Source organism: Acidovorax sp. 106 (assembly GCF_003663825.1).
In the GTDB taxonomy this organism is placed as follows: domain Bacteria; phylum Pseudomonadota; class Gammaproteobacteria; order Burkholderiales; family Burkholderiaceae_C; genus Acidovorax.
The window spans coordinates 4,588,853-4,611,986 of the sequence record NZ_RCCC01000001.1 but is presented as its reverse complement, the minus strand read 5'-3'; the positions used below and the strand labels follow the sequence as shown (position 1 = coordinate 4,611,986).

At 66.7% G+C, this 23,134-nt stretch carries 17 protein-coding genes; 6 read left to right on the top strand and 11 right to left on the bottom strand.

What is annotated here, in order from left to right; genetic code table 11:
• Nucleotides 1–17 precede the first annotated feature (17 nt).
• From C8C98_RS20240 to C8C98_RS20220, 4 genes are all read right to left on the bottom strand, one after another.
• A complete protein-coding gene (locus tag C8C98_RS20240; RefSeq protein WP_121455734.1) occupies nucleotides 18–3,839 on the bottom strand; it encodes an EAL domain-containing protein in 3,822 nt (1,273 codons plus the stop codon).
• 133 nt (nucleotides 3,840–3,972) lie between these two features.
• Nucleotides 3,973–4,857, bottom strand: a complete 885-nt coding sequence (locus tag C8C98_RS20235; protein ID WP_121455733.1) for a DMT family transporter — start codon at nucleotides 4,855–4,857, stop codon at nucleotides 3,973–3,975.
• A gap of 172 nt (nucleotides 4,858–5,029) precedes the next feature.
• The gene (locus C8C98_RS20230) at nucleotides 5,030–5,485 is read right to left on the bottom strand and encodes a methylated-DNA--[protein]-cysteine S-methyltransferase (protein WP_121456420.1); all 456 of its coding nucleotides are present in this window, start codon (nucleotides 5,483–5,485) and stop codon (nucleotides 5,030–5,032) included.
• A 269-nt stretch (nucleotides 5,486–5,754) separates the two neighbouring features.
• Complete coding sequence (locus tag C8C98_RS20220) at nucleotides 5,755–7,368, bottom strand: DNA-3-methyladenine glycosylase 2 family protein (protein ID WP_121455732.1); 1,614 nt, start codon at nucleotides 7,366–7,368, stop codon at nucleotides 5,755–5,757.
• A 268-nt stretch (nucleotides 7,369–7,636) separates the two neighbouring features.
• On the opposite strand from C8C98_RS20220, the gene C8C98_RS20215 reads away from it, so the two are divergent.
• The 3 genes from C8C98_RS20215 (at nucleotide 7,637) to C8C98_RS20205 (ending at nucleotide 11,330) form a co-directional block, all read left to right on the top strand.
• Nucleotides 7,637–9,025 carry a phosphomannomutase/phosphoglucomutase gene (locus C8C98_RS20215; protein ID WP_121455731.1) on the top strand — a complete coding sequence of 463 codons (1,389 nt, stop codon included), beginning with the start codon at nucleotides 7,637–7,639 and terminating at the stop codon, nucleotides 9,023–9,025.
• 71 nt (nucleotides 9,026–9,096) lie between these two features.
• Nucleotides 9,097–9,909 carry a carbon-nitrogen hydrolase family protein gene (locus C8C98_RS20210; protein ID WP_121455730.1) on the top strand — a complete coding sequence of 271 codons (813 nt, stop codon included), beginning with the start codon at nucleotides 9,097–9,099 and terminating at the stop codon, nucleotides 9,907–9,909.
• Entirely contained in the window at nucleotides 9,906–11,330 is a 1,425-nt protein-coding gene (locus C8C98_RS20205) for a 3-deoxy-D-manno-octulosonic acid transferase (protein WP_121455729.1), read from the top strand. The genes C8C98_RS20210 and C8C98_RS20205 overlap by 4 nt, the downstream gene beginning before the upstream one ends.
• A gap of 64 nt (nucleotides 11,331–11,394) precedes the next feature.
• On the opposite strand, the gene C8C98_RS20200 is transcribed toward C8C98_RS20205, so the two are convergent.
• From C8C98_RS20200 to C8C98_RS20170, 7 genes are all read right to left on the bottom strand, one after another.
• Entirely contained in the window at nucleotides 11,395–12,987 is a 1,593-nt protein-coding gene (locus C8C98_RS20200) for a BLUF domain-containing protein (protein WP_121455728.1), read from the bottom strand.
• A gap of 425 nt (nucleotides 12,988–13,412) precedes the next feature.
• Entirely contained in the window at nucleotides 13,413–14,792 is a 1,380-nt protein-coding gene (locus tag C8C98_RS20195) for a TolC family outer membrane protein (protein WP_121455727.1), read from the bottom strand.
• A 57-nt stretch (nucleotides 14,793–14,849) separates the two neighbouring features.
• The gene (locus C8C98_RS20190) at nucleotides 14,850–15,191 is read right to left on the bottom strand and encodes a rhodanese-like domain-containing protein (protein WP_099655707.1); all 342 of its coding nucleotides are present in this window, start codon (nucleotides 15,189–15,191) and stop codon (nucleotides 14,850–14,852) included.
• 25 nt (nucleotides 15,192–15,216) lie between these two features.
• A complete protein-coding gene (locus C8C98_RS20185) occupies nucleotides 15,217–15,930 on the bottom strand; it encodes a protein-L-isoaspartate O-methyltransferase (RefSeq protein ID WP_121455726.1) in 714 nt (237 codons plus the stop codon).
• A gap of 25 nt (nucleotides 15,931–15,955) precedes the next feature.
• Complete coding sequence (locus C8C98_RS20180; protein ID WP_121455725.1) at nucleotides 15,956–19,195, bottom strand: efflux RND transporter permease subunit; 3,240 nt, start codon at nucleotides 19,193–19,195, stop codon at nucleotides 15,956–15,958.
• Between the two features lie 17 nt (nucleotides 19,196–19,212).
• A complete protein-coding gene (locus tag C8C98_RS20175; RefSeq protein ID WP_121455724.1) occupies nucleotides 19,213–20,433 on the bottom strand; it encodes an efflux RND transporter periplasmic adaptor subunit in 1,221 nt (406 codons plus the stop codon).
• A 6-nt stretch (nucleotides 20,434–20,439) separates the two neighbouring features.
• Entirely contained in the window at nucleotides 20,440–21,132 is a 693-nt protein-coding gene (locus tag C8C98_RS20170; RefSeq protein WP_121455723.1) for a TetR/AcrR family transcriptional regulator, read from the bottom strand.
• Between the two features lie 134 nt (nucleotides 21,133–21,266).
• Between C8C98_RS20170 and msrA the strand changes: the two genes are divergently transcribed.
• The 3 genes from msrA to C8C98_RS20155 all read left to right on the top strand — a co-directional run bounded on the left by msrA (nucleotide 21,267) and on the right by C8C98_RS20155 (nucleotide 23,133).
• Nucleotides 21,267–21,803, top strand: a complete 537-nt coding sequence (msrA, locus tag C8C98_RS20165; RefSeq protein WP_121455722.1) for a peptide-methionine (S)-S-oxide reductase MsrA — start codon at nucleotides 21,267–21,269, stop codon at nucleotides 21,801–21,803.
• Nucleotides 21,804–21,994: 191 nt separating this feature from the next.
• A complete protein-coding gene (locus C8C98_RS20160) occupies nucleotides 21,995–22,420 on the top strand; it encodes a Fur family transcriptional regulator (protein ID WP_121455721.1) in 426 nt (141 codons plus the stop codon).
• Nucleotides 22,417–23,133: an ABC transporter ATP-binding protein gene (locus C8C98_RS20155; protein WP_121455720.1), complete on the top strand. Its 717-nt coding sequence runs from the start codon at nucleotides 22,417–22,419 to the stop codon at nucleotides 23,131–23,133. Before C8C98_RS20160 ends, C8C98_RS20155 begins: the two co-directional genes overlap by 4 nt.
• The last annotated feature ends 1 nt before the right edge of the window (nucleotide 23,134 follow it).

The following is a 23,134-nucleotide window of genomic DNA, read 5'->3' as shown; positions in this document are numbered from 1 at the left end:
GGAGGGATGCCCCTGTTTCACAGCAGGCGCAGCCGGGTCCACTGCGTGGGCGCTTGCCAGGTGTCCATCCACTGCGCGAAGGCGTCCTGGGGCATGGGGCGGGCGATGCAGTAGCCCTGGGCTTGTGGGCAGCCCAGCTGCAGCAGCATCTGGCCCTGTTCTATGGTTTCTACCCCCTCTGCGATGACGCGGTAGCCAAACGAGCGCGCCAGCCCGATCACGCCCTGCACGATGGCCAGATCGCCCGGGTCGCTCATCATGCCGTGCACAAAGCTCTGGTCGATCTTGAGGGTGTCCATGGGCAGACGGCGCAGGTAGGTCAGCGACGAGTAGCCGGTGCCAAAGTCGTCCAGAGAGATGCTCACCCCCAGCGCACGCAGCGATTGCAGCGTCTGGGTGACGGCCTGCAGGTCGTACAGCGCGGCACTCTCGGTGATTTCAATCTCTACCAGATGGCCTGGCACTGTGGGGTGGCGGGCCATGCATTGCGCCAGCCAGTGGGCAAAGCCGTCTTGCTGCAGGTGCTGCGCGCTGACGTTGATGCTCAGCGGCATGGGCATGCCATGGGCTTGCAGCCACTCCAGCTGGTGCAGGGCGGTCTCGATCACCCATTGGCCGAAGACGATGTCGAGTTCCGTGCCCTCAATCATCGGCAGGAATTCGCCAGGGGTCAGCACGCCCCGCTCTGGGTGCAACCAGCGCACCAGGGCCTCGGCACCCACCACGGTGCCCGATCGCATGTCGGCCTTGGGCTGCAGGTACAGCGTGAACTGGGCATCTTGCAGCGCATTGCTCAGGTGCTTGGCCTGCTCGCGCAGCAGCTGCACGGCGCGGTCTTGCACGGCATCAAACAGGTGAAAGCGGTTGCGCCCGGCTTGTTTGGCGGCATACATGGCCTGGTCGGCGTGGCGCAGCAAGGTATCAGCATCGGCATCGTCTGAAGGGAACAGCGTGTAGCCGATGCTGGCGGTGACGACCACGCGCTCAGCGTCCAGCGGGTAGGGGGCGGCCACGCTGTCCATGACGCGGTGCAGCCGGGCTTCGCAGTCGCAGCTGGATTCAAGGTGGGGCAGCAGGATGACGAACTCGTCGCCGCCCAGGCGGGCTACGCAGTCTTCGGGCCGCAGCGCGCGCGTCAGCCGCCCCGCCACAGCCACCAGCAGGCGGTCTCCGGCCCCGTGGCCAAAGCGGTCGTTCACGGGCTTGAAACCGTCCAGGTCCAGGTAGGCCACCCCCAGCAAGCGGCCCTGCGCGCGGGCGCTGGCCATGGCTTCTTGCAGCTTGCGGGCCAGCAGCACACGGTTGGGCAGGCCCGTCAGGGCGTCAAAGTGGGCCATTTTTTGCAGCAACACCTCTTGCTCGCGCTGCGGCGTCACGTCAATGGCCACGCCCAGCATGCGTTGTGGGGTGCCTCGGGCGTCAAAGCTCACGATTTTGCCCAGGTTGCGCACCCAGCGGGGCTGGTCGCTGCCCGTGCTGTGCAGGCGCCAGGTGGCATCAAACGGCGTGGCGTGGTGCTTGGCGTGGCGTGATATTTCTGCGGTGATGCGCTCCACATCGTCCGGGGCCACCAGGTGGGTCCAATCGGTGGGCTCGGCGCTGGCTTCGTGCCCGTGGGCGCTGCGCAGGGCACGCCAGCGGCTGTCGCCTGTCACGGTGCCCGCCTGCAAATCCCAGTCCCACAGGCCCAGCGATGCGGCCGAGATGGTGAGCGAGAGCAGCTCTTCGCGCTCGCGCACCTTTTCTTCCGAGCGCTTGCGGTCGGTGATGTCCTGCACCGAGAACATCCAGCACGGCTCGCCATCAAAGTCCGTCATGCGCATGGATTGCAGCACCGTGCGCGGCGGGCTGTTACGGGGGTAGATGGTGACTTCGTAGCCGTTGAGCTGGCCCGTGGGTTCTGCGGCCCGGATCAGGTTGGCGCGGTCAGTGGGGTCGTAAATGCCCATCTCGATGGAGCTGCGCCCTAGGACCTCGCTGCGCGGGATGCCAATCATTGCCTCCCAGGCGGGGTTGATTTCGACGTACTGCCCATCGCTGCAGCGCGACAGCCCCATCGGGAAGGGCATGAGCTGGAAGATCCGGGAAAACCGTTCCTCCGACTGGTTCAGCCGCAGGCGCGCACGCCGGGCTTCGTCGATGTCTTGCGTCACCCCCCGCAGCCGGACGACCTGGCCCTGTTCGAGCACCGCCTCGCAGCGCGCCCGCACCCAGAGCCTTCGGCCATCGGCGCGCACGATCTCCAGGTCCATGCTCCACTCTTGCTGGTGGTCAATGCAGTCGCGGAACTTTTGGCGCAACTCGGCCTGGTATTCGGGCGGCACGTACTTTTCAATGTAGTTGTCGGGCAGTGGGCTGTCCACGGGCAGGGCATGGATTTCAAAGCACATGTCCGACCAGTACAGCAGCCCCTTGGTCAGGTCGTGCTCCCACGCACCCAGCCGGGCCAGGCGGCCTGCCTGCTGCAGCAGGCCGTTGCGGGTCTTCAGCTCTTCGCTGGTGCGCTCGGCCTCGGTCATGTCGTGGAAGACAAACACAAAGCCCTCTTGCCCGTTGATGTGCACGGGCCGGGCTGAGGTGAGCCCCGACACGGTGGAGCCATCGGGGCGCTGCGCACGCATGGGCAGCTGGTGCGCCTGCCCGTTGCGCAGCACGGCGTGCAGCAGCCGCGTGTGTTCGTGCGGGCTGGCCCACAGGTTCAATGCTTGCGACGTGCGGCCCAGCACCTGCTCGCGCGGCAGGCCCAGCAGGGTGCACAAGGCGGGGTTTGCCTCCAGCAGGCGCCCGTCGTTCATGCTGGCAATGCCCGCCGGGTCGGGCAGGGTCAGGTAGATGGTGCTGGACTTGGCCTCGGAGGCGCGCAGTGCCTCCTGCACCTCGTGGTGCGCGGTGATGTCCACATCCATGCCCGCCAGACGCACGGGGCGTCCCTGGGCATCGCGTTCGGCCACCGTGCCGCGCGACATGATCCAGCGCCACTGGCCTGCGGTGTTCTTCACGCGGAACTCCGCTTCGTAGGTTTCCTCCAGCCCGTTTTGCGATCTCGCGAGGTAGTCCGCAGCGCGTTCGGCATCTGCCGGGTGGCGCCGCTCGTACCAGCGCTGCCACAGGTCAGGGATCTGGGTGTCCTCGATGCCAAAAGCCGCGTAAAGATGGCCCTCGCAGCGGAACTGCCGGGTGGCCACATCCCACTCCCAGCGCCCCCCGTTGAGGGAATCGAGTGCCAGGCGCAGTTGCTCCTCGCGCTGCGCCAGCGCCTGCGTGGCCTGTGCGCGGGCGGCCAGCAACTGGCGGCCAGTGCCCAGCAGCAGCACCCCTGCACCGTGGTGCCAGGGCATGAGCGCCAGCGCGTCCTGCACCGAGATGGGGGTGGGCGCGCCCCCGCTGAGCCAAAGGGCCGCGTACGTCACCGCTGGCAGCAGCCCGGCCACGGCCAGCAGGCTGATCCACAGGCGGGCGTCGCCGTTGCCTTGCCAGGCATATTTGCGGGCCAAAAGGCCCAGCGCTCCGGCACCAGCCAACACACTGGCCACGCTGGCCCAGGGGGCGTCCGGAATCCACCACTGTGCCGCCAGCGCCACCCCCGCCGAGACCAGGGCGGCCACCGGCCCAAAGTACAGGCCCAAAAACGCCGTGGCTGTGGGGTGCACCACCACCCCCAGGTGCAGTGCGCTGTAGCGCAGGGTGATGAGCAGCAGCGCCGACACCACCCCACCCATCAAACCCGCTGCGACCTGGCTGCGCATGGATGGGCGTAGCACCTCGGCGGGCTCCAGCCACACCAGGGTCAGCACAATGAGGACGAGCAGGCCACCGGCCAGCAGCATGATGACGCTCATGGGACCGATCGGTAGATAGGAGGGGGGCAGTTCCCGCCAGCAGAGGCGCCGAGCCACTGGCTTGAAAAGCCAGCGTGGCGGGGGGCTGAGGAGCGTTCGGGCACCATGCCCCGAGTTTAGGTGGGTTCAGCCCCTAGCTTCGGGGCCACAGCCTTGTGACAAGCCCGGTTGACAGCAACGTGCCGCTGACGATGACGGCCGCGCAGCCCAGCATCCACAGCGTCACGGCCTCGTGCAGGAACAGGCTGCCATACAGCACGGCAAACAGCGGGGTGATGAAGGTCACGGCCAGGGCGCGGCTGGGGCCTGCGTGCTCGATCAGGCGAAAGTACAGGATGTACGCCACGGCGGTACACAGCAAGGCAATCGCCACAATGGCTGCCCAGGCGCGCAGTCCCGGCATCTGGGCGGGCCAAAACCACAGGGTGGGCAGCGCCAGTGCCAGGGCGGCACCGAGCTGGCTGCCCGTGGCGGTGGCAATGGGCGGCACACCCATGAGCTTGCGGCGTGCATAGCTGGCCGCAATGCCGTAGCAGCACGATGCCGCCAGGCAGGCCGCAATCGCCCAGCCCGCCTGGTCAGACTTGACGCCCACCCCAGCAGGCGCACGCCAGGCCAGCAGGGCCACGCCCACAAAGCCCAAAGCCAGGCCCAGCCAGCGCAGGCGGTTGATGCGGTCGCCCAGCCACAGCCAGGCCACCAGGGCACCAAACAGCGGCACTGTGGCGTTCAAGATGGACGTCAGCCCGGTGGCAATGTGCATGACGGCCCAGGCATACAGCGCAAAAGGAATGGCCGAGTTGACCACCCCGGCGAGCAAGATGGGCCGCCAGTGCTGGCGCAGCGCGGGCCATTGCCCCTGGCGCAGCAGAATGGGCCACAGCAGCACCGTGGCCAGCGCCACCCGCAGGCCCGCAGTGACGATGGGGCCAAACTCGGCTGCCCCCATGCGCATGAACAAAAAGGACGCACCCCACAGGGCGGCCAGCAGCACGAATTCGCCCAGCCAGGAGGACATGGGCGCGGGGGAGGAACGGTTCACTCGGGTGGGCTTTCTAGGGGAGGGGCTCGAAACCTGGGCCGTGTCTTTTGGAGACCGTCCCAAAGCACAACGAGCTGGTGCGTTGAATTGTCACGGCTTCGGCCAGCGCTTGCTTGAGCAGTCTGGTGGCCGGTGGCTGGGCCCACTGCTACGCCAGCCTGGCCTCCAGCCCCAGCAAAGCGGCCTTGCGCGGCAGCCCCCCGGCGTAGCCGGTGAGGCTGCCGTTCGCACCCAGCACGCGGTGGCAGGGCACCACCACGCTCAAGGGGTTGCGGCCCACGGCGGCGGCCACGGCGCGCACGGCACTGGGGCGGGCGATGGACTGGCTCAGCGCGCCATAGCTGGTGGTGTGGCCGCAGGGCAGGGCCAGCAAGGCGCGCCACACGGCTTGCTGAAAGGCCGTGCCCATCGACAAATCCAGCGGCAGATCAAACACCTTGCGCTGGCCTTGCAGGTATTGCTGCAACTGGACTGCGGCCTGCAGCAAAGTGGGGTGCTGCGGCGCGGGCGTCCAGGCGGTTGTGTCTAGGAGCCTGCCGGGCTTGGAAATCGTCGGCTGTAAATCGGCCGCAGCGGTCCATTTTTTACCGTCTTCTTGCCCCATAGCCTGGCTATGGGGCTGCAAATCCGGCAAAAACTGTCCTCGCTGGGGCCGATTTTCGCTTTCGACGCTCCAAGTCCGACAGGCTCCCCGCAGCGCGGGCGGAAAGTGCTTTTGCCCGTCAAACCACAGCCCGGCCAACCCTTGCGCAGTGGCGGCCAGCCACACGGTGCCCTGGTCGGTGGGTATGCGGGTGTACACGGTATCGGCGGGGTAGTGCATGGTATTTTGATGAAAATGGCCTCTAGCGCTTGATAAATAAGCGCTAGTAGCTATGGATTTGATAGTGATTTGGACGTGGATGCGGTGGGTGCGGTGGGTGCGATGGGCGGGGTGGGGGCTGCTGACCCGGCGCTCGCCTCCAGGCTGGCCCAGGCGCGCACCACGGCGTAGCTGCGCCAGGGCTGCCAGGCGGCAGAGGCCTCGGTGGCCGCCCGGGCGGGTTGCTTTTGGCCCTGCACGCCCAGCGCCTTGTGCAGCGCCACATCGCCCGCCACAAAGGCATCGGGCCAGCGCAGCACGCGCATGGCGATGTACTGCGCCGTCCAGTCGCCAATGCCGGGCAGGGCACACAGGGCGCGGGTGGTGGCGGGCACATCGGCGGTGCTGTCCAGCGTGATCTGCCCGGCATCCACCGCCCGCGCCAGGGCCACGATGGCTGCCTGCCGCTGGCGCACGATGCCCAAATGGCCCAGCGCGTCCCCCTCGGCATGCGCCAGCACGGCGGCGGTGGGGAACAGGCGGCAGAGCTGCGGCCAGGGGGTGGCGATGGGTTCGCCAAAACGCTCGACCAGCCGCTGCCCCAGCGTGCGCGCCGCCGCCACGGTGATCTGCTGGCCCAGCACGGCACGCACGGCCAGCTCTAGCCCATCCCACGCGCCCGGCACCCGCAGGCCGTCGCCTTGCGGAAAGTCGGCGTGCAGCAGCGCGTTGATGGGGGCGGGGTCGGCGTCCAGGTCCAGCAGGGCGCGCACGCGCCGCAGCACGGCGGGCAGCACGGGGTACAGGCTGTCGCTGGTTTGCAGCAGCACCTGGTGGCGGGCGGTATCAAACTGCGCTTGTATCCAACCGGTGATGGGTTGTGCCCCCGAGCTGGGCCGCAGGCGCACGGTGCGCCGCAGGCTGGGCGCCGCACCCTCGGGCTGGGCCCACTCCACGCCATGGAACTGGCGCTTGGCAAAAAATGCCAGCAGCGCTGGGGCGTCCAGCGGCGGGCGGTAGGCCAGGCGCAGCGTGCCCGTGGCCCCTTCGCCCGCCACGGTACCGCTGCGCCGCAGGGCGGTGGGGTTCAAGCCGTAGTGCTGGGCAAACGCGGCATTGAAGCGGCGCACGCTGCCAAAGCCACTGGCCAGCGCCACTTCGGTCACGGGCAGCGGGGTGTCGGTCAGCAACTGCTTGGCCGTCAGCAGCCGCCGGGTTTGCAGGTATTGCAGGGGCGACAGGCCCAGTTGCGCTTCAAACAGGCGGCGCAGGTGCCGGTCGCTCACGCCCAGGCGCTCTGCCAGTGCCTGGGCGCTGCGTGGGTCACTTTGCAAGGCATCGGGTGCATCCAGCAGGCGCAGCGCGTGGTGCACCAGCAGGTGGCTGGCGTCCTGGGTGGACCACACCAGCGATGCGGGCGACACCTCGGGGCGGCAACGCAGGCAGGGCCGAAAGCCTGCCCGCTCGGCCTGGGCTGCCAGGTCAAAAAAACGGCAGTTCTCGCGCTTGGGCGTGCGCACCGAGCACACTGGGCGGCAATAGATGCCGGTAGAGGTCACGCCCGTGAAAAACCGCCCGTCAAAGCGCGCATCCCGGGTGCGCAGCGCCAGGTAGCGGCCCTCGTCTGGGTCGTGCGATGGGGGCTCCTGTGGCTCGTTTGCGGGACGGATGGGCTGGGGGGGCATGGTTTTGCATGATAGGCCGGTGCCCGCGAAAGACTGGCCGTTTTCGGACCTGTGCCCATTGGGGCCTGATTGCCAGGGGCAGGCGCGGTAGGCACCTACAATGCGGCGGTTAGCGACCGTGTGCCCTGGCCCTTCACCTTTGTGGGCCATCGTGGCAGGGGTTACCCCCGGTCCGAGCTGCGTCCCCCTTGTGGGGCGGCGCCCCCAAAGCCCGCGAGCCCAGCCATGGTTTTCGCAGCCCCCACCCATTTTCAGAAAGGCCTCTTACGTGCAACTCTCGCCCGCCATCTTCAAAGCCTACGACATTCGTGGCATCGTGCCTTCGACCCTGAACGAATCCGTGGCCTTGGGCCTGGGCCGGGCGTTTGGCACGGCCGCCCGTGCCCAGGGGCAGACGGTGGTGGCCGTGGGGCGCGATGGGCGCCTATCGGGCCCCGCGCTGGCGGGCGCGCTGATCCAGGGTCTGGTCGAGGCGGGCATCGAGGTCATCGACGTGGGCATGGTCACCACGCCCATCCTGTACTTTGCGGCCCACACGCTGTGCGCCAGCGGCATCCAGGTCACCGGCAGCCACAACCCCAAGGACTACAACGGCTTCAAGATGGTGCTGGGTGGTCGCGCCATTTATGGCGAAGAGATTCAGGCCCTGCGCCGCACCATGGAGGCCGATGCCTGGCATCTGGTGCCCGGCGGCAGCGTGCGCCAGGCCGATGTGCTGAGCGCCTACCGCGAACGCATCGTGGGCGATGTGAAGCTGGCCCGCCCCATGAAGGTGGTGGTGGACAGTGGCAACGGCATTGCCGGTGCATCAGCGCCCGGCATCTTCCGTGCCCTGGGCTGTGAGGTGATTGAGCTGTTCTCTGAGGTGGACGGCAATTTCCCCAACCACCACCCCGACCCGAGCAAGCCCGAGAACCTGCGCGACCTGATCGCTGCGCTGCACAGCAGCGACGCCGAGCTGGGCCTGGCTTTTGACGGCGACGGCGACCGTCTGGGCATCGTCACCAAGGACGGCACCAACATCTTCCCCGACCGCCAGATGATGCTGTTTGCGCAAGACGTGCTCTCGCGCGTGCCCGGTGGTGAGATCGTTTTTGACGTGAAATGCACCCAGCGCCTGGCCCCGGCCATCGTGGCCGCCGGCGGTGTGCCGGTGATGTTCAAGACCGGGCATTCACTCATCAAGGCCCGCATGAAGGAAACCGATTCACCGCTGGGCGGCGAGATGAGCGGGCACATCTTCTTCAAAGAGCGCTGGTTTGGCTTTGACGATGGCACCTACGCAGGCTGCCGCCTGCTGGAAATTTTGAGCCGCAGCAGCGACCCCAGCGCCGTGCTCAATGCCTTGCCCACCAGTTATTCCACGCCCGAGTTGAACGTGGCTTGCGCCGAGGGCGAGCCGCACCGCCTCACGGCAGAGCTGCAGGCCCTGGCGGCCAGCGCCTTTGCCGCCCCCGCGCAGATCAACACCATCGATGGCCTGCGCGTGGACTGGCCCGATGGCTTTGGCCTGATCCGCGCCAGCAACACCACGCCCGTGCTGGTGCTCAGGTTCGAGGGGCACACCCCCGAAGCGCTGCATCGCATTGAGGCCGCCATGCTGGCCTTGCTGGAAAAGGTCAAGCCCGGCGCCACCGTGGGCAGTGCCGCCCACTGACGGGCTGAGCCTTTGCCGCCTTGCCCACCCACAGCCCAGCCCCCGCGTTTTCCTCTCAGGCGATCGATTCCATGACCTCTTTCTCGGTGCCCGGCAGGCTTACGGTGGCCGCAGCGCAAACCCTGGTGTGGCCCGGTGACGTGGCTGCCAACGTGCAGCAGCATGTGTTGTTTGTGCAAGCCGCTGCCAGCGCGGGCGTGCAGTTGCTGGTGTTTCCGGAGCTGTCGCTCATGGGCTATGAGCCCACGCTGATGGCCCGCAACGTGCTGGCGCCCGACGCCCCGCAGCTGGCCCCGCTGCGCGATGCGGCCGCCCGGCACGGCATGGCGCTGGTGGTGGGCACGGCGGTGGCGGCGGAGGCCGACCAGGCCAACCCGGGCATTGGCTCGGTGGTGCTGCACCCCGATGGCCGCACCGAGCTGTACCGCAAACACCATTTGCATGACGGTGAGCAGCAGTTCGCCAGCCCGGGCGCTGCACCCGCCCACGTGACCGAGCTGGGCGGCGAGCCCGTGGGCTTGGCCGTGTGCGCCGATATCACCCACCCGGAACATGCGCAGGCAGCCCGACAGGGCGGCGCTGCGCTGTACGCGTGCAGCATGGTGCTCTCACCCAATGGTTACCCCGCAGAAAGCGCCATGCTGCAAGGCTATGCCCGCAGCCACGGCATGGCTGTGCTGATGGCCAACTATGGCGCGCCCACCGGCGGCTACCTGTGCGTGGGGCGCAGTGCGTTGTGGGCGCCGGGGGGCGACCTGGTGGTGGCGGCCCCTGGTGTGGGCGCCTGCCTGGTGGTGGGGCGGCGCAGCGAAGGCGGCGGGGCAGGAGCTGTGGCAGGTGCATGGACGGGCGCTGTACTGCCCGTGCCGGGGCTGGCACCATGAGCCTGGCCCGCGCGCTCTACACCGCCGTCACCTGGTGCGCCCAGCCGCTGCTCAAGCGCAAGCTGCGTCGGCGCGCGCGTGCCGAGCCGGGCTATGCCGTGGCCGTGCCTGAGCGGTTTGGCCGCTACGCCCAGCCCATGGACAGCCTCGTGGCCCACAGCAGCGTGGACCTGATGGGGCGCTTTGTCTGGATCCATTCCGTCTCGCTGGGCGAGACCCGGGCCGCAGCCATCTTGCTGCGCGAGTTGCGCGCGCAACTGCCCGGTATGCGCCTGCTGCTCACCCACGGCACTGCCACGGGGCGTGCCGAGGGTGAAAAGCTGCTGCAGCCCGGCGATGTGCAGGTCTGGTTGCCGTGGGATACCCCGGGGGCCGTAGCCCGCTTTTTGCGCCAGTTTCGCCCAGCCGTTGGTGTACTGATGGAAACCGAGGTCTGGCCCAACCTGATTGCAGGCTGCCAGCAGCGCGGCGTGCCGTTGGTCCTGGCCAATGCGCGCCTGAACCTCAAGTCCTGGCGCGGCGCACGCCGTCTGGGGCCCCTTGCGCGCCCCGCCTACCGGGGGTTGACGGCCGTATGGGCCCAGTCCAAAGCCGATGCGCAGCGCCTGGAAGACCTGGGTGCGCCCGTGCGGGGTGTGTTGGGCAACCTCAAGTTTGATGTGGTGCCCGATGCCGCCCAGATGGAGCGTGGACGGGGCTGGCGTCTGCTCACTGGCCGCCCTGTGGTCATGCTGGCCAGCAGCCGCGAGGGGGAGGAAACCCAGTGGCTGGAATTTATTCGGTCAAAACAGCTTGCAGTCCAAGCAGATCAAGCGCAAGAAGCTCCTGAAAATATAGCAAAAGACACGTCCCACCACCCTGCGCAAAGCCCTGTGCCGCAGACAGTGCAGTGGCTGATCGTGCCGCGCCACCCGCACCGCTTTGAGGAAGTGCTGCAACTGCTGCAGGGGGCTGGGTTGAGCGTGTCGCGGCGCAGCGCCTGGGTGGGTGATGCACCGGCGCCTGCCGATGTGTGGCTGGGCGATTCGGTGGGCGAAATGGCGGCTTACTACGCCATGGCCGATGTGGTGCTGTTGGGGGGCAGTTTTGCCCCGTTCGGGGGACAGAACCTGATCGAAGCGGCGGCCTGTGGCTGCCCTGTGGTGGTGGGGCCGCACACCTTTAATTTTGCCGAAGCCACCGAGCTGGCGTGCGGGGTAGGGGCTGCCTGGCGCACGCCGGGAATGCAGGCTGCCGCGCAGATGGCCTGTGCCCTCGTGCAAGACCCTGACCGTCTGAGAGCCGCTCGCGCCGCAGCCCGCTCGTTTGCCCAGGCCCACCGCGGTGCGGCGCGCGCCACGGCCCGTCAGGTGGCCAGCTTGCTGGGTATCTCGCCGTCGTATCTGGCGGCGTATGCCGAAGGGGATGCCCGGCCAGCCTGATGATCGGGAACGGTCCTGGTTTGGGGCCGCCTGGACAGGTTCTCAGTCCTGGACCGACCTGTGCTCAGGTGGGCGGCTGGGTGGCGTCTTGCATTGGCTCACCCAGCGCGCTTTGTACCTTTTGCAATGCCATGCGCAGCAGCAGCCGGGTGCGGGCCAGGTTGGTACCCTCGCGGTGCATCCACAGCCACAGCACCTGCGTGGGCCAATGCGGCAGCACCAGGGTGAACTGGTAGTGCCAGCCATAGGTGGTGATCAGCTCTTCGGTGGTCCACTCACCATCCGCCTCTGCGGTGCGGTGCAGGCGCAGCAGCACCTCATCGCACGCGGCGGAATGGGCGGCTGCGGCAGCCGCTTCGGCCTCGGGCACCGCCCCCGAGGTGCTCAGCCACTGGCCTTGTGCCACGTCCAGCCAGCCACCCCAGGCCCCCTCGGGCAGGATGGCCACAGCGTCTTCCAACGCCTGTTGCAGCACCTGCTGGTCTTTGGAGCGAGGGGGCGTGCTGGTGGTCTCCGTGGCGGCCAAGTCCGCTGGGGCCACCGCAGGTGTGCTGGTCTGGAGCAACGGGGCCGGGGCCGTCACCGCAACGGCCGCGGGCTGGGGCAATGCGGCTTGGGGAGTCTGTTGCCAGGACACTGCAGGGGCCGCCGTGTCGGCCGGATCGTGGGCCTGCTCGGGCAGTGGCTCGGGCGGAAACTCCAGCATGCGCGCGATGGCGGTCCAGATGGGCTCACCCGACAGCACCGAGGCCACGAGATCGGTGGTGGGCAGATGGGCCTGCGTTGCCATTTCAGAAAACGACTGCGACAGATCGGTGTCACGCCCCGACGTGACGAACAGCACCTGGGGGCGGGAATGCAGCATGGCCGGGTGGCGCAGGGCCTGCTCCACCAATTGCACATCTTTGCCCGTGGCGTTGTTGCGGGTCAGGAAGACGGCGATCTCCACCTTGCTGAGCAGCGGCTGCGACAGGGTGGAGCCGAGCAGATCCAGGCTGATGCCCACCATGCGCACGGCACCCAGCGGGCCCGCCAGCACGTCCACGTAGTCGATGGGGAAGGTGTCTGCATCCAGCCCCGTGCTGGAGGCCTTGAGCGTGTGGGGGTAGCCGCGAAAGCGCGTGGCCACGTGGCTGAAGATGGGGTTGAACCACAGCAGCGAGCTGCTGAACACCGCCACTTGCCGCACCCTGCCACGCGGCTGGTCGGCAGGCGCCAGGGGGGGCGGCGCTGTGGGGGTGCTGGGCATGAGGAAATACCGAAACAGGTCCGGGATGGCCGCCATAGAGTCTTGCGCAATGAACTTGCGCATGTGCGCCAGGCGCAGGTCCATGTTGGTCACTTTGGCGGGGCGCTCGACCAGGTTGGCGCTCCACTGGGCAAAGCGCTGCTTGGTCACCGCCAGCGACAGCAGCACCGTGGGGGGCGTGTTGCCCCAAAAGCCATTGATGCGGTGCACCAGCCCCTGCACAGCCTCGCGTTCGCCTTCCACCAGGTGCAGGTAGTACCCATCAGCCACGGCCAGCAGCCCGGTGAGGTGGTTGCGCCGGGCAAATTCCGCCGAGGTTGCGATCAGGCTGCTCAGAGAGCTTGACCGGTCTGAGGGGCCCTGCGTCTGGCCGTAGTAGCACACCAGATACAGCGGGTTCTTCTTCATGGCGTCACAAGGGGGCGGGAGGTGGCGGTGGGGGCCATCAACCCAGGGCGTTGCTTGAACCCATGCAAGGCCCCCGCGTCCATGCCGCAGGGGCAGGCGACTGGGGGCGGGGAGGGGCGTTGCGCTTCGGTCGATGGGGTAAACACCGAATCATTGTCACCGTAAATTTGTGACTCTTGTACGAAGGAATGCGCCAGCCATCGTGCGCGCGAGCGGTGCCCAGGGTTGGGGTGGTGCGGCTTCGCAAGGGCGCCGCCGTGCCCCGCAGGATGGAGAGGCCGCAGGGCCTCTGTGTTTTGTTACAAATGCACGGCACCGGGTGCAGCTTTCACGCTACAGCCAGGGCAATGGGGCCACAAAGGTCCAGTGCAGGGGAGCTAGGCAGGCGCTGTCGCCCTGCCGATCATCCCTGCTTCACGGCTGCGTCAAGGCTGCTTAACGCCCGTGCCCGCGGACCCTGTGGCGGCTGGCTGGGCCAGCAGGCCGTTGATGCGGCCCACGTCTTCCTGTGTCAGGGTGCCAGCAGCCTGGCGCAGCTTCAGCGTGCCCAGCAGCACGTTGTAGCGGGCCTGGGCCAGGTCGCGCTTGGTTTGGTAGAGCTGGCTTTGGGCGTTGAGCACGTCGATGTTGATGCGCACGCCCACCTGGTAGCCCAGCTTGTTGGCGTCCAGAGCGCTTTGGCTGGAGGCCTCGGCCGCTTCCAGCGCCTGCACCTGCCCTTGGCCCGACTGCACGCCAAAGAAGGCCGCACGGGTGGCCTGCGCCACGTTGCGACGGTTGGTTTCCAGGTCGGCCTCGGCCTTGGTTTCCAGGGCCAAGGTTTCCTTGACGCGGTTTTGCACCGAGAAGCCTGCAAACAATGGCAGGTTGAAGGCCAAGCCCACGCTGGCCACGTTGGTGCGGCTGTTCACGCCGGGGCTGGTGAGGGTGCCTGTGGGGTTGCGGGTGATGTTGTAGCCCGCTTGCAAGTCCAGGGTGGGGCGGTGGCCGGTTTCGGCTTTCTTGGTTTCCAGCCGGGCAATGTCCAGCGCAATGGCCGCCTGGCGCACGCCGGGTTGCTGGTCGCGGGCCAGGTCCACCCAGTGGTTGACGTTGGTGGGCTCCACGTTGGGCAATTGCACGGGTTGGGCCAGCGGCACGGGCTGGGCGTTGGTCACGCCCACCAGTTGGTCGAGTGCCAGCTTCTTCACGCGCAGGTCGTTTTCAGCCGCAATTTCCTGGGCGATCACCAGGTCGTAGCGGGCCTGGGCTTCGCGCGAATCGGTGACGGTGGAGGTGCCGACTTCAAAGTTGCGCTTGGCAGATGCCAATTGCTCAGACACGGCTGTCTTTTGCGCCTGCACAAAGGCCAGCGTGTCTTGCGCTGCCAGCACGTCGAAATAGGCCTGGCTCACGCGCACCAGCAGGTCTTGCGTGGCTGCGTCCAGTTGGGCTTGGGCCACATCCACGCCGCGCTGGCCTTGCTCCAGAGTAATGCGGTTGGCGGGGCGGTACAGCGGCTGCGAGGCGTTCACGCCCAGCGTCTGGGTGTTGGCCGTGCGTTCAATGTCGGGGCGGCTCACATCGGTCTGTGCCCGGGTTACCCCCGACGTGAGAGCTGCGCTGGGCAGCAGGCCTGCCTGGGCCTGGTCGGCACGGCGTGCGGCGGCGTCAAGCTGTGCGCGGGCGGCTTGCCAGGTGGTGTCGTAGGTGCGGGCTGATTCCACCAGCTCCGTCAGGCTCTGGGCATGCACCGGGGCGCACAGGGCTGCACTCAAGGCGGCGCCAAGCGCCAGTGTCAGGGAGGTAGGCCGAAAAGCTGTCATGAAAGTCCTCAGAGTGTCTGCACAAAAGGGATGGAAACGGCTTACCGCAGGGCGGAATCAGTAGCGGGGCACAGCGGGGTCGACTTCATGCGACCAGGCGTCAATGCCCCCTGAAATATTGGCCAGGTGTTCAAACCCGTGCTGCTCCAAAAATGCAGCCACATTCATGCTGCGCATGCCGTGGTGGCACAGGCAGGCGATGGGCTGGTCTTTGGGCAGCTCGCTCAGGCGCCCGGGGATTTCGCCCATCGGGATGGCCCGCAGCTCGAACCCCTCGGCCCGCACGCTGGCGGTTTGCAGCTCCCAGGGCTCGCGCACGTCCAGTACCAAGGGCTGGGTGCCCGCTGGGTTGGCGGCAAACCATTGCGCCAGTTGGGCAGGGCGAACGCGAGTGATCATGCAGAACTCCGAAGACGAGGGGGGGTTAGAACGAGAAGCTGGAAGGCTCAGGGAAGTTGACCAGGCGGGGGGCCGTGGTGTCCCAGGGGGAGGTGGTCACAAACCGGTCACCTTCGCGGCGAACCAGGGTGAACCGCATCACGGGGTCGGTGCCCACTACGGCGCCCAGGCGGCCACCGTCGCGCAGCAGGGCCAACAGGTTTTGTGGGACCTGGGCCACCGAGCCGCTGAGCAAAATCACGTCAAAAGGGCCGTCTGGCACGGCGTCACGGGCACCGTCACCTTGGCGCACGTCGGCGTTGTGCACACCAGCGTTGCGCAGGTTGTCTTGCGCCATGTTGACCAGGGTGGGGTTGATTTCGAGTGACACGACGCGCTCTGCGCGGTGGGCTAGCAGGGCGGCCATGTAGCCCGAGCCCGCGCCAATCTCCAACACGCGGTCGGTAGGCTGAATGCGCAGGTCTTGCAGAATGCGTGCTTCCAGCCGGGGTTGCAGCATGCTGTGGCCCTGGCGCACGGCTTCTTCGGCGTCATCGCCCAGCAGGGGCACTTCAATGTCCATGAAAGCCAGGCTGCGGTGGGCTGCGGGCACAAAGTCTTCACGGCGCACGGCAGACAGCAGTTCCAGCACGTCGGCATCCAGCACGTTCCAGGGCCGGATCTGTTGCTCGATCATGTTGTAGCGGGCCTGGGCGACGGGGTCGCTGATGTTGGCGGACGTGTTCAGTGGCAAATTCATCGAAGGTCTCCAGTGGGAGTGCGGGTCAGGACAAACCCTGAATTTTAGATGGCCCGGAGGCCGTTTGGCCGCGTCCCATCTTGCCAAGGGCCCAACGGGCCAGATCGTCCATATAGCAATACACCACAGGCACCACCACCAGCGTCAAAAGCGATGAGGTGATCACCCCGCCAATCACCGCCTGGCCCATGGGTGCGCGCTGCTCAGCTCCTTCAGACAAGGCAAACGCCAGCGGCACCATGCCAAAAATCATGGCCAGGGTGGTCATCAGGATGGGGCGAAGGCGCACGCGGGCGGCCAGAAGCAGAGCTTCGGCGCGGGGCAGGCCGGGCACGGCCTCGCCTGCGTCGTTCACATGTTCTTCGCGGGCGCGGATGGCAAAGTCCACCAGCAAGATAGCGTTTTTGGTGACCAGGCCCATGAGCATCACCACCCCGATGATGGAAAACATGGACAGGGTGGAGCGGAACATCAAGAGCGCTAGCACCACGCCGATGAGCGTGAGCGGCAGTGACGTCATGAGCGCCAGCGGCTGCAAAAAGCTCTTGAACTGGCTCGCCAGAATCATGTAAATGAAGATGATGGCCATGGCCAGCGCCGAGATGGCGTATCCAAACGACTCGGCCATGTTCTTGGTGGAACCCCCGAATTGGTAGCGGTAGCCGGGCGGGAAGGCCAAGGTCTCCAGTGCCTTCTTGATGTCGTTCGACACCTCGCCCGCCGAGCGCTGGGCTACGTTGGCGTTGATGGCCACCTCGCGCGTCAGATCGCGCCGGTTGATCTGGTTGGCGCCGGTGGATTCGGTCACCCGGGCCACCTGGTTGAGCCGCACGATGCGGGTGCTGCCGTCGGCCGCTGTCAGCGCAAAGGGCAGGCGTTCCAAGTCTTGCGGGGTGGTGCGTGCCTCGGGGGCCAGACGAACGTTCACGTCGTAGGTCTGGTCGTCGGGGGCGCGCCAATTGCCCACCGTGGTGCCCGCCACCAGCGTACGCAGCGAGGCGGCCATGGGCGCCACAGACAGGCCCAGGTCGGAGGCCGCATCGCGCTTGATCTCCAGCGCCACCACGGGCTTGTCGGGCTTGGCGCTGCTGTCCAGGTCCACCAGGCCAGGAATGCCCTGGATTTTGGCCGTTACCACCTGGGTCAGCCGCTCCAGCTCCTTGAGGTCAGGGCCTTGCAGTGAAAACTCCACCTGCTTGTTGCCCCCCACAGCATCCAGCAAACCCACGTGCGTGACGGTGATGCCGGGCACCTTGGCCAGTTGCTCGCGCAGCACGTCGGACATCTGGTCCACGCTGCGGCTGCGGTCTTTGCGGTCCACCAGGCGCACATAGAGGCTGGCGTACATCTTGCCCTGTGCGTTGCCGGTGTTGATGGTGGCCAGGGTATAACGCACTTCGGGCATCTGGCGCAGGATGCCTTCGACCTGGCGCGCCTTGGCCTCGGTGGCCTCCAGCGACGAGCCCACGGGCGTGTAGAAGTTGACGGTGGTTTCCGAAAAATCGGCCTTGGGCACAAATTCAGTGCCCAGCAGCGGCACCATGAAGATGCTCAGCACGAAGATGCCCAGCGCAATGAACAGCGTGGCCAGCTTGTGCACCAGCGACCAGCGCAGCAGGTGCTGGTAGCCCTGGGCCAGCGCGTCGGTGGCTCGGTCAAACCAGCTTGTGACGCGGCCAATGGTCTTGTCGTAGAACGTGACGGGCGCATGCTGCTTGCCATGCGTATGGATGCTCGGGTCGTGCCAGATGCTCGACAGCATGGGGTCGAGCGTGAAGCTGACAAACATTGAAATCATCACTGCCGCGACGATGGTGATGCCGAACTCGTGGAAGAACTTGCCGATGATGCCGCCCATGAAGCCGATGGGCATGAACACCGCCACGATGGACAGCGTGGTGGCCAGCACGGCCAGGCCAATTTCCTGCGTGCCGTCCATGGCTGCGGCATACGCCCCTTTGCCCATCTGCACGTGGCGCACGATGTTTTCGCGCACCACGATGGCGTCGTCGATCAACAGGCCCACGCACAGGCTCAGAGCCATCAGCGTGATCATGTTGATGGTGAAACCAAACATGTTCATGAACAAAAACGTGCCGATCAGCGCAATCGGCAACGTCAGCCCCGTGATGACGGTAGAGCGCCACGAGTTCAGGAACAAAAATACGATGAGCACCGTGAGTGCAGCGCCTTCGATCAGCGTCTGGCGCACGTTGTTCACCGCCACGCGGATGGGGCGCGCGCTGTCGCCAATCACCTCCAGGCGCACGCCAGGGGGCAACTGCTTGCGGATGTCCAGCACTGCGGCGTTCAGCCCCTCGACCACCTCAATGGTGTTGTCGCCCTGCGCCTTTTGCACCGACAGCAGCAGGGTGCGCTGGCCGTTATACAGCGCCAGGCTCTCCACTTCTTGCGCACCATCGTTCACACGGGCGACCTGCTCGAGCCGGATGGGGGCGCCTGCGCTGGCCTGGCCCGTGGCTGCCGCGCCTTTGCGGGCGACGATGATGCGGCCGAAGTCTTCGGGGCGCTGCATGCGCGCGTCGATTTGCACCACGCGCTCTTGGGCAAGCGAGCGGATGGAGCCCACGGGCAAGTCCTGGTTTTCGTTGCGCACGGCGGCCACGACCTGGTCGGGCGTTACGCCAAACGTTTCCAGCGCTTGCGGGTTCAGGTAGATGTTGATTTCGCGCTTGGTGGCGCCCACCAGGTTCACTGCGCCCACGCCGCGCACGTTTTCCAGGCGCTTTTTCAGCACTTGCTCGGCCCAGGTGGTCAGCTCGACGGCAGACGGCGCCGCAGCACCGGCCGTGGCCCCGGCTGTGTCGTCGGGCAGCACGGCCAGCGACCACACGGCGCGGCTGGCCGGGTCAAAGCGCAGCACGCGGGGCTCTTTGACCTCGGTGCGCAGGTTGGGGCGCACGGTGGCTACTTTCTCGCGCACGTCTTCGGCGGCCTTGCGCCCGTCAATGTGCAGCTGGAACTCGATGATCACCACCGCCGTGCCCTCATAGCTGCGGGAGGTGAGGGCGTTGATGCCCGCAATCGAATTGACGCCTTCCTCAATCTTCTTGGTGACCTCGCTCTCCACAATCTCGGGGGATGCGCCGGGGTAGTCCACCGTCACCACCACCACCGGGAAGTCGATGTTGGGAAACTGGTCCACCTTCAGGCGCTGGTAAGAGAACAGGCCCAGCACCACGATGGCAAGCATCACCATGGTGGCGAACACGGGGTTTTTGAGGCTGACTTGGGTGAACCACATGGCGATGGACCTGCGGGTTACCGAGCCGTGGTGGACGCCGTGCTGGCTGGCGCCGCCGCCGGGGCTGCGCTGGCGGCAGTGCCTGGGGCGGTGGTCACCGCAGTGCCTTCGCGCAGCTGTCCAATGCGCCCGGCAACCACAGGGGTGCCCGCAGGCACGCCTTCAATCGCCACCAGGGTTTGGCCCTGTACCACGGCACGCAGGCCGGGCGTGACGGGGCGGTGCACCACGCGCCCGTTTTCCAGCGCCTGGACATAGGGGCGGGGTTTGTCGGTGCGCACGGCGTCCAGCTCTACCGCCAGCACCTGGGCCTGGCCGGTGGCCAGCAGGCCTTGCACAAACAGGCCCTGGCGCAGGGCCGTGGCTGCGTTGCCGGGGGCGCCGGACGTGGGCGTGTTGCCGGTGTCCACCCGCAGGTACACCGGCACCGTGCGGTTGCCCGCTTGCGCGCTGGGGTTGATACGCACCACGGTAGCCGTGACGCCTTGCTTGGAGCCTTCCAGCTCCAGTTGGGCTTTTTGGCCCACGCGCACGGCCAGTGAATCGGCGGGGCTCAACAGAGCTTCAAGCTCCAAGCGGCTGGAATCGACCACCTCCAGCACCCGCCCATCCAGCGCCATGCGCTCGCCCGGCTGGGCCAGGCGCTGGGCCACCTGCCCGGCAATGGGGCTGCGCAGCACCGTGTCATCCAGCGCCTTGCGGGCCACATCGGCCGCTGCACGGGCGGCTTCGTAGGTGGCTTGGGCCGACTGTAGGCTGGCCTGCGAGTTGACCAGCGCAGTCGAGGAGATGAAGCCCTGGTCCACCAGGGCCTTGTTGTTGTCGAGCTGGCGCTGGTTGATGTCCACCTGGGCCTTGGCGGCGTCGGCCTGTTGCTGGGCCTGGCGCAGGCGGGCTTGCGATTCGGTCGGATCAATGCGCGCCACCACTTGGCCTGCGCGCACGCTGTCGCCTTCGCGCAGGGTCAGCCCTTGCAACTCGCCCGCAACCCTGGCCTTGATCATGGCCGAGTCCACCGCCCGCAGTGCGCCCGACACGGGCACCCCCAGCGCCAGGCTGTGGGCTTGCACGGTGATCACTTCGCCTGCTGCCAGTTGCAGCGGTGCCGCTTCACGCTGGGTGCTGGCTTCGGCCAGTGCTTTTTGCTGAGCTTGCCGCGCCGCCATGGTGCGCCATACGCCCAGGCCCAGCAGCACAACAACCAGGCCAGCGGCCGTCCAGGTGATCCAGCGTTTCATGGGGCGTCAGGTGTGGGTGGGGGAAGGGCCTGCGGCAGGGCGCACGCACAGGCCATGCAGGATGTTGTCGATCTGCGTGCGGATGTACTGCTCGGGGGTGAAGATTTCGTCGGGCAAAGAGCAAGGGCCCATGGAGTTGTTCCACAGCATCAGGAACATCATGGGCGCCAGCACGATGTAGGTGCCGTAGTCCAGGTCCATCTCGCGGAACTCGCCGCGCTCCATGCCGCGCTGCAAAATGCGCCGAATGAGCGCACGGCCGGGCAAGATCACTTCTTGTTGGTAGAACTGCGCAATCTCCGGGAAGTTTTGGGCCTCGCTGAACATCAGCTTGGTGATGCCCGATGCCTTGGTGGCGCCAATGCGCTCCCACCACACTTGGTAGCAGTAGGTCAGCACCTCGCTGGTGGTGCCGACAAAGGTCTCCAGCTCGGTGTTCCACTCGGTAAAGCGGCCTGCAATGTTTTCACGCACCACGGCTTTGAACAGTTCTTCCTTGCTGGGGAAGTACAAAAACAGCGTGCCCTTGGACACCCCGGCGCGGGCCGCCACTTCGTCCACGCGGGTGGCTGCAAAGCCTTTTTCGACGAACAAATCCAGCGCCGCCTCCAGCAATTCGCCAGGGCGCGCTTCTTTACGTCGGCTGCGTTTGGGGGCAGCGTCGCTGGCGGTGGGGTCGTTCAAAGGGTTGCGGGGCATTTTTTACTGACTGACTGGTTAGTAATGTAGCGATGCTCCCTGGTGCCGTCAATCGGGTTGCGCAGAGATCGTTGCAGGCCCCAGGGGTTATCGAGAGCGATAAATAATGGGCCTGACTACCGAGGAAACAAGCCATGACTTTGCAAACCATTACCCTGGGCGGGGGCTGCTTTTGGTGCACCGAAGCGGTGTTTGACCGTGTGCGCGGCATCACCGATGTGGAAAGCGGCTACACCAACGGCCACACCGTGAGCCCCAGCTACGAGCAAATTTGCGAAGGCGACACTGGCCACGCCGAGGTGGTGCGCCTGACCTTCGATGCTGACGAGATCAGCCTTGAAGAGATTCTGGAAATCTTCTTCCACACCCACGACCCGACCACCCTCAATCGCCAGGGCAACGATGTGGGCACGCAGTACCGCAGCGGCATCTATTACGAGAGCCCGGCGCACGCAGAGATTGCCAACGCCATGCTCCGCCAGATGACCCAGGACAAGGTGTTTGCAGCCCCCATCACCACCGAGGTGATGCCACTGGACAACTACAGCATGGCCGAGGCGTACCACCAGGACTACTTTGCCAACCACCCCAACGCGGGCTACTGCGCCTTTGTGGTGGGGCCCAAGGTGGAGAAATTTCGCAAGACGTTTGTGCGCTACCTGAAGGGGTGATCGCCAAGAGGCGATGGCCACGGGAGTGATTTCTCCCGTTCAGGCCGTGGCTTTTGGTGGCAGCTGTGTCGGTGCATAATGCAATCCAATTGCGTTAATGGGGCGCTGCATTGCCCCCAGCCTTGTCCCCCATGCCCGCCTCATCGTCCCCATCGCTGACTCAGCCCACGGCCTGGGCCCTTCCTCCTGGCATGCGCGCCACCCGCGCGACGCGGGCCTTGGCGCAGCTGTATGCGGACCAGCCCCAAGCTGCCTGGTCTGAAGCCGAAGTGGAGGCCGCACTGGCCGCAGCGGGTGCCCCGGTGAACCGGGTCACCGTCTACCGCATGCTCGACCGCTTTGCCGCCGCTGGCCTGCTGCTCAAGCAAGTGGATGCCGCCCGCGTGACGCGTTATGCGCTGGCGCCGCAGGGGGAAGAGGGCGCCGCCCCCCGGTTTGAATGTGACGATTGCCACCGCCAGTTCCGCCTGTCGCAAGGCGCGGCCCCGGTGCAGTCGGCCTTGCAAGAGGTGCTGCAGGCGCTGGCGTCTGCCGGGCACGAGGGGCTGGCGGTGGACATTGCCGTGCGCGGGCGCTGCGCGGGCTGCGCGCACCCCGGTGCAGGGGCCGCCGCATGATCCGCACCCGGGGCTTGGCCTACCGCTATGGCGCGGGGCCGCAGTTGCAGTTTGCCGATGTGGACCTGCCGCAGGGCGGCACCTTGCTGCTGCAGGGGCGGTCGGGCACCGGCAAATCCACCTGGCTGGCCCTGGTGGCTGGGCTGCGGGGGGCCACGGGCGGTGATTTGTTTGTGGCCGGGATCCAGTTGGGCACGCAGCGCGGGGCCGAGCTGGACGCCTGGCGCGCGCGCAGCATTGGCTTTTTGCCACAAAAGCTGCACTTGAGCAGCGCCCTCACGGTGGCCGACAACCTGGCCCTGGCTTACTTTGCGGCGGGCCGCCCGCGCGATGATGCGGCCATAGCCCAGGCGCTGGCCCTGGTGGGTTTGGCCGATCTGGCGGGGCGCAAGCCGCACCAGCTCTCGGGCGGGCAGGCGCAGCGCGTGGCCCTGGCCCGCGCCGTGCTGCTGCAGCCCGAGTTGCTGCTGGCCGACGAGCCCACGGCCAGCCTGGACGACGAAGCCGCCGCCGATGCCCTGGCCCTGCTGCAAAGCAGCGCCGCCACCTGCGGCGCCAGCCTGGTGATTGCCACCCACGACCAGCGCGTGGTGCAGGCCCTGGCCGGTGTGCCGCGCTCGCAGCGGCTGGACCTGAATGCAGGCCCCGCCGCTGCCACACAGGGCCAGGGTTTGAATGAAATGGGCATCCAGCGCCCGCTGGATAAGCGGTAAA

Excerpts from the sequence above, each read along its gene's own strand:
- C8C98_RS20240 (WP_121455734.1), bottom strand. The coding sequence starts at position 3,839 with ATGAGCGTCATCATGCTGCTGGCCGGTGGCCTGCTCGTCCTCATTGTG.
- C8C98_RS20235 (WP_121455733.1), bottom strand. The coding sequence starts at position 4,857 with ATGTCCTCCTGGCTGGGCGAATTCGTGCTGCTGGCCGCCCTGTGGGGT.
- C8C98_RS20230 (WP_121456420.1), bottom strand. The coding sequence starts at position 5,485 with ATGGGGCAAGAAGACGGTAAAAAATGGACCGCTGCGGCCGATTTACAG.
- C8C98_RS20220 (WP_121455732.1), bottom strand. The coding sequence starts at position 7,368 with ATGCCCCCCCAGCCCATCCGTCCCGCAAACGAGCCACAGGAGCCCCCA.
- C8C98_RS20210 (WP_121455730.1), top strand. The coding sequence starts at position 9,097 with ATGACCTCTTTCTCGGTGCCCGGCAGGCTTACGGTGGCCGCAGCGCAA.
- C8C98_RS20205 (WP_121455729.1), top strand. The coding sequence starts at position 9,906 with ATGAGCCTGGCCCGCGCGCTCTACACCGCCGTCACCTGGTGCGCCCAG.
- C8C98_RS20200 (WP_121455728.1), bottom strand. The coding sequence starts at position 12,987 with ATGAAGAAGAACCCGCTGTATCTGGTGTGCTACTACGGCCAGACGCAG.
- C8C98_RS20195 (WP_121455727.1), bottom strand. The coding sequence starts at position 14,792 with ATGACAGCTTTTCGGCCTACCTCCCTGACACTGGCGCTTGGCGCCGCC.
- C8C98_RS20190 (WP_099655707.1), bottom strand. The coding sequence starts at position 15,191 with ATGATCACTCGCGTTCGCCCTGCCCAACTGGCGCAATGGTTTGCCGCC.
- C8C98_RS20185 (WP_121455726.1), bottom strand. The coding sequence starts at position 15,930 with ATGAATTTGCCACTGAACACGTCCGCCAACATCAGCGACCCCGTCGCC.
- C8C98_RS20180 (WP_121455725.1), bottom strand. The coding sequence starts at position 19,195 with ATGTGGTTCACCCAAGTCAGCCTCAAAAACCCCGTGTTCGCCACCATG.
- C8C98_RS20175 (WP_121455724.1), bottom strand. The coding sequence starts at position 20,433 with ATGAAACGCTGGATCACCTGGACGGCCGCTGGCCTGGTTGTTGTGCTG.
- C8C98_RS20170 (WP_121455723.1), bottom strand. The coding sequence starts at position 21,132 with ATGCCCCGCAACCCTTTGAACGACCCCACCGCCAGCGACGCTGCCCCC.
- msrA (WP_121455722.1), top strand. The coding sequence starts at position 21,267 with ATGACTTTGCAAACCATTACCCTGGGCGGGGGCTGCTTTTGGTGCACC.
- C8C98_RS20160 (WP_121455721.1), top strand. The coding sequence starts at position 21,995 with ATGCGCGCCACCCGCGCGACGCGGGCCTTGGCGCAGCTGTATGCGGAC.
- C8C98_RS20155 (WP_121455720.1), top strand. The coding sequence starts at position 22,417 with ATGATCCGCACCCGGGGCTTGGCCTACCGCTATGGCGCGGGGCCGCAG.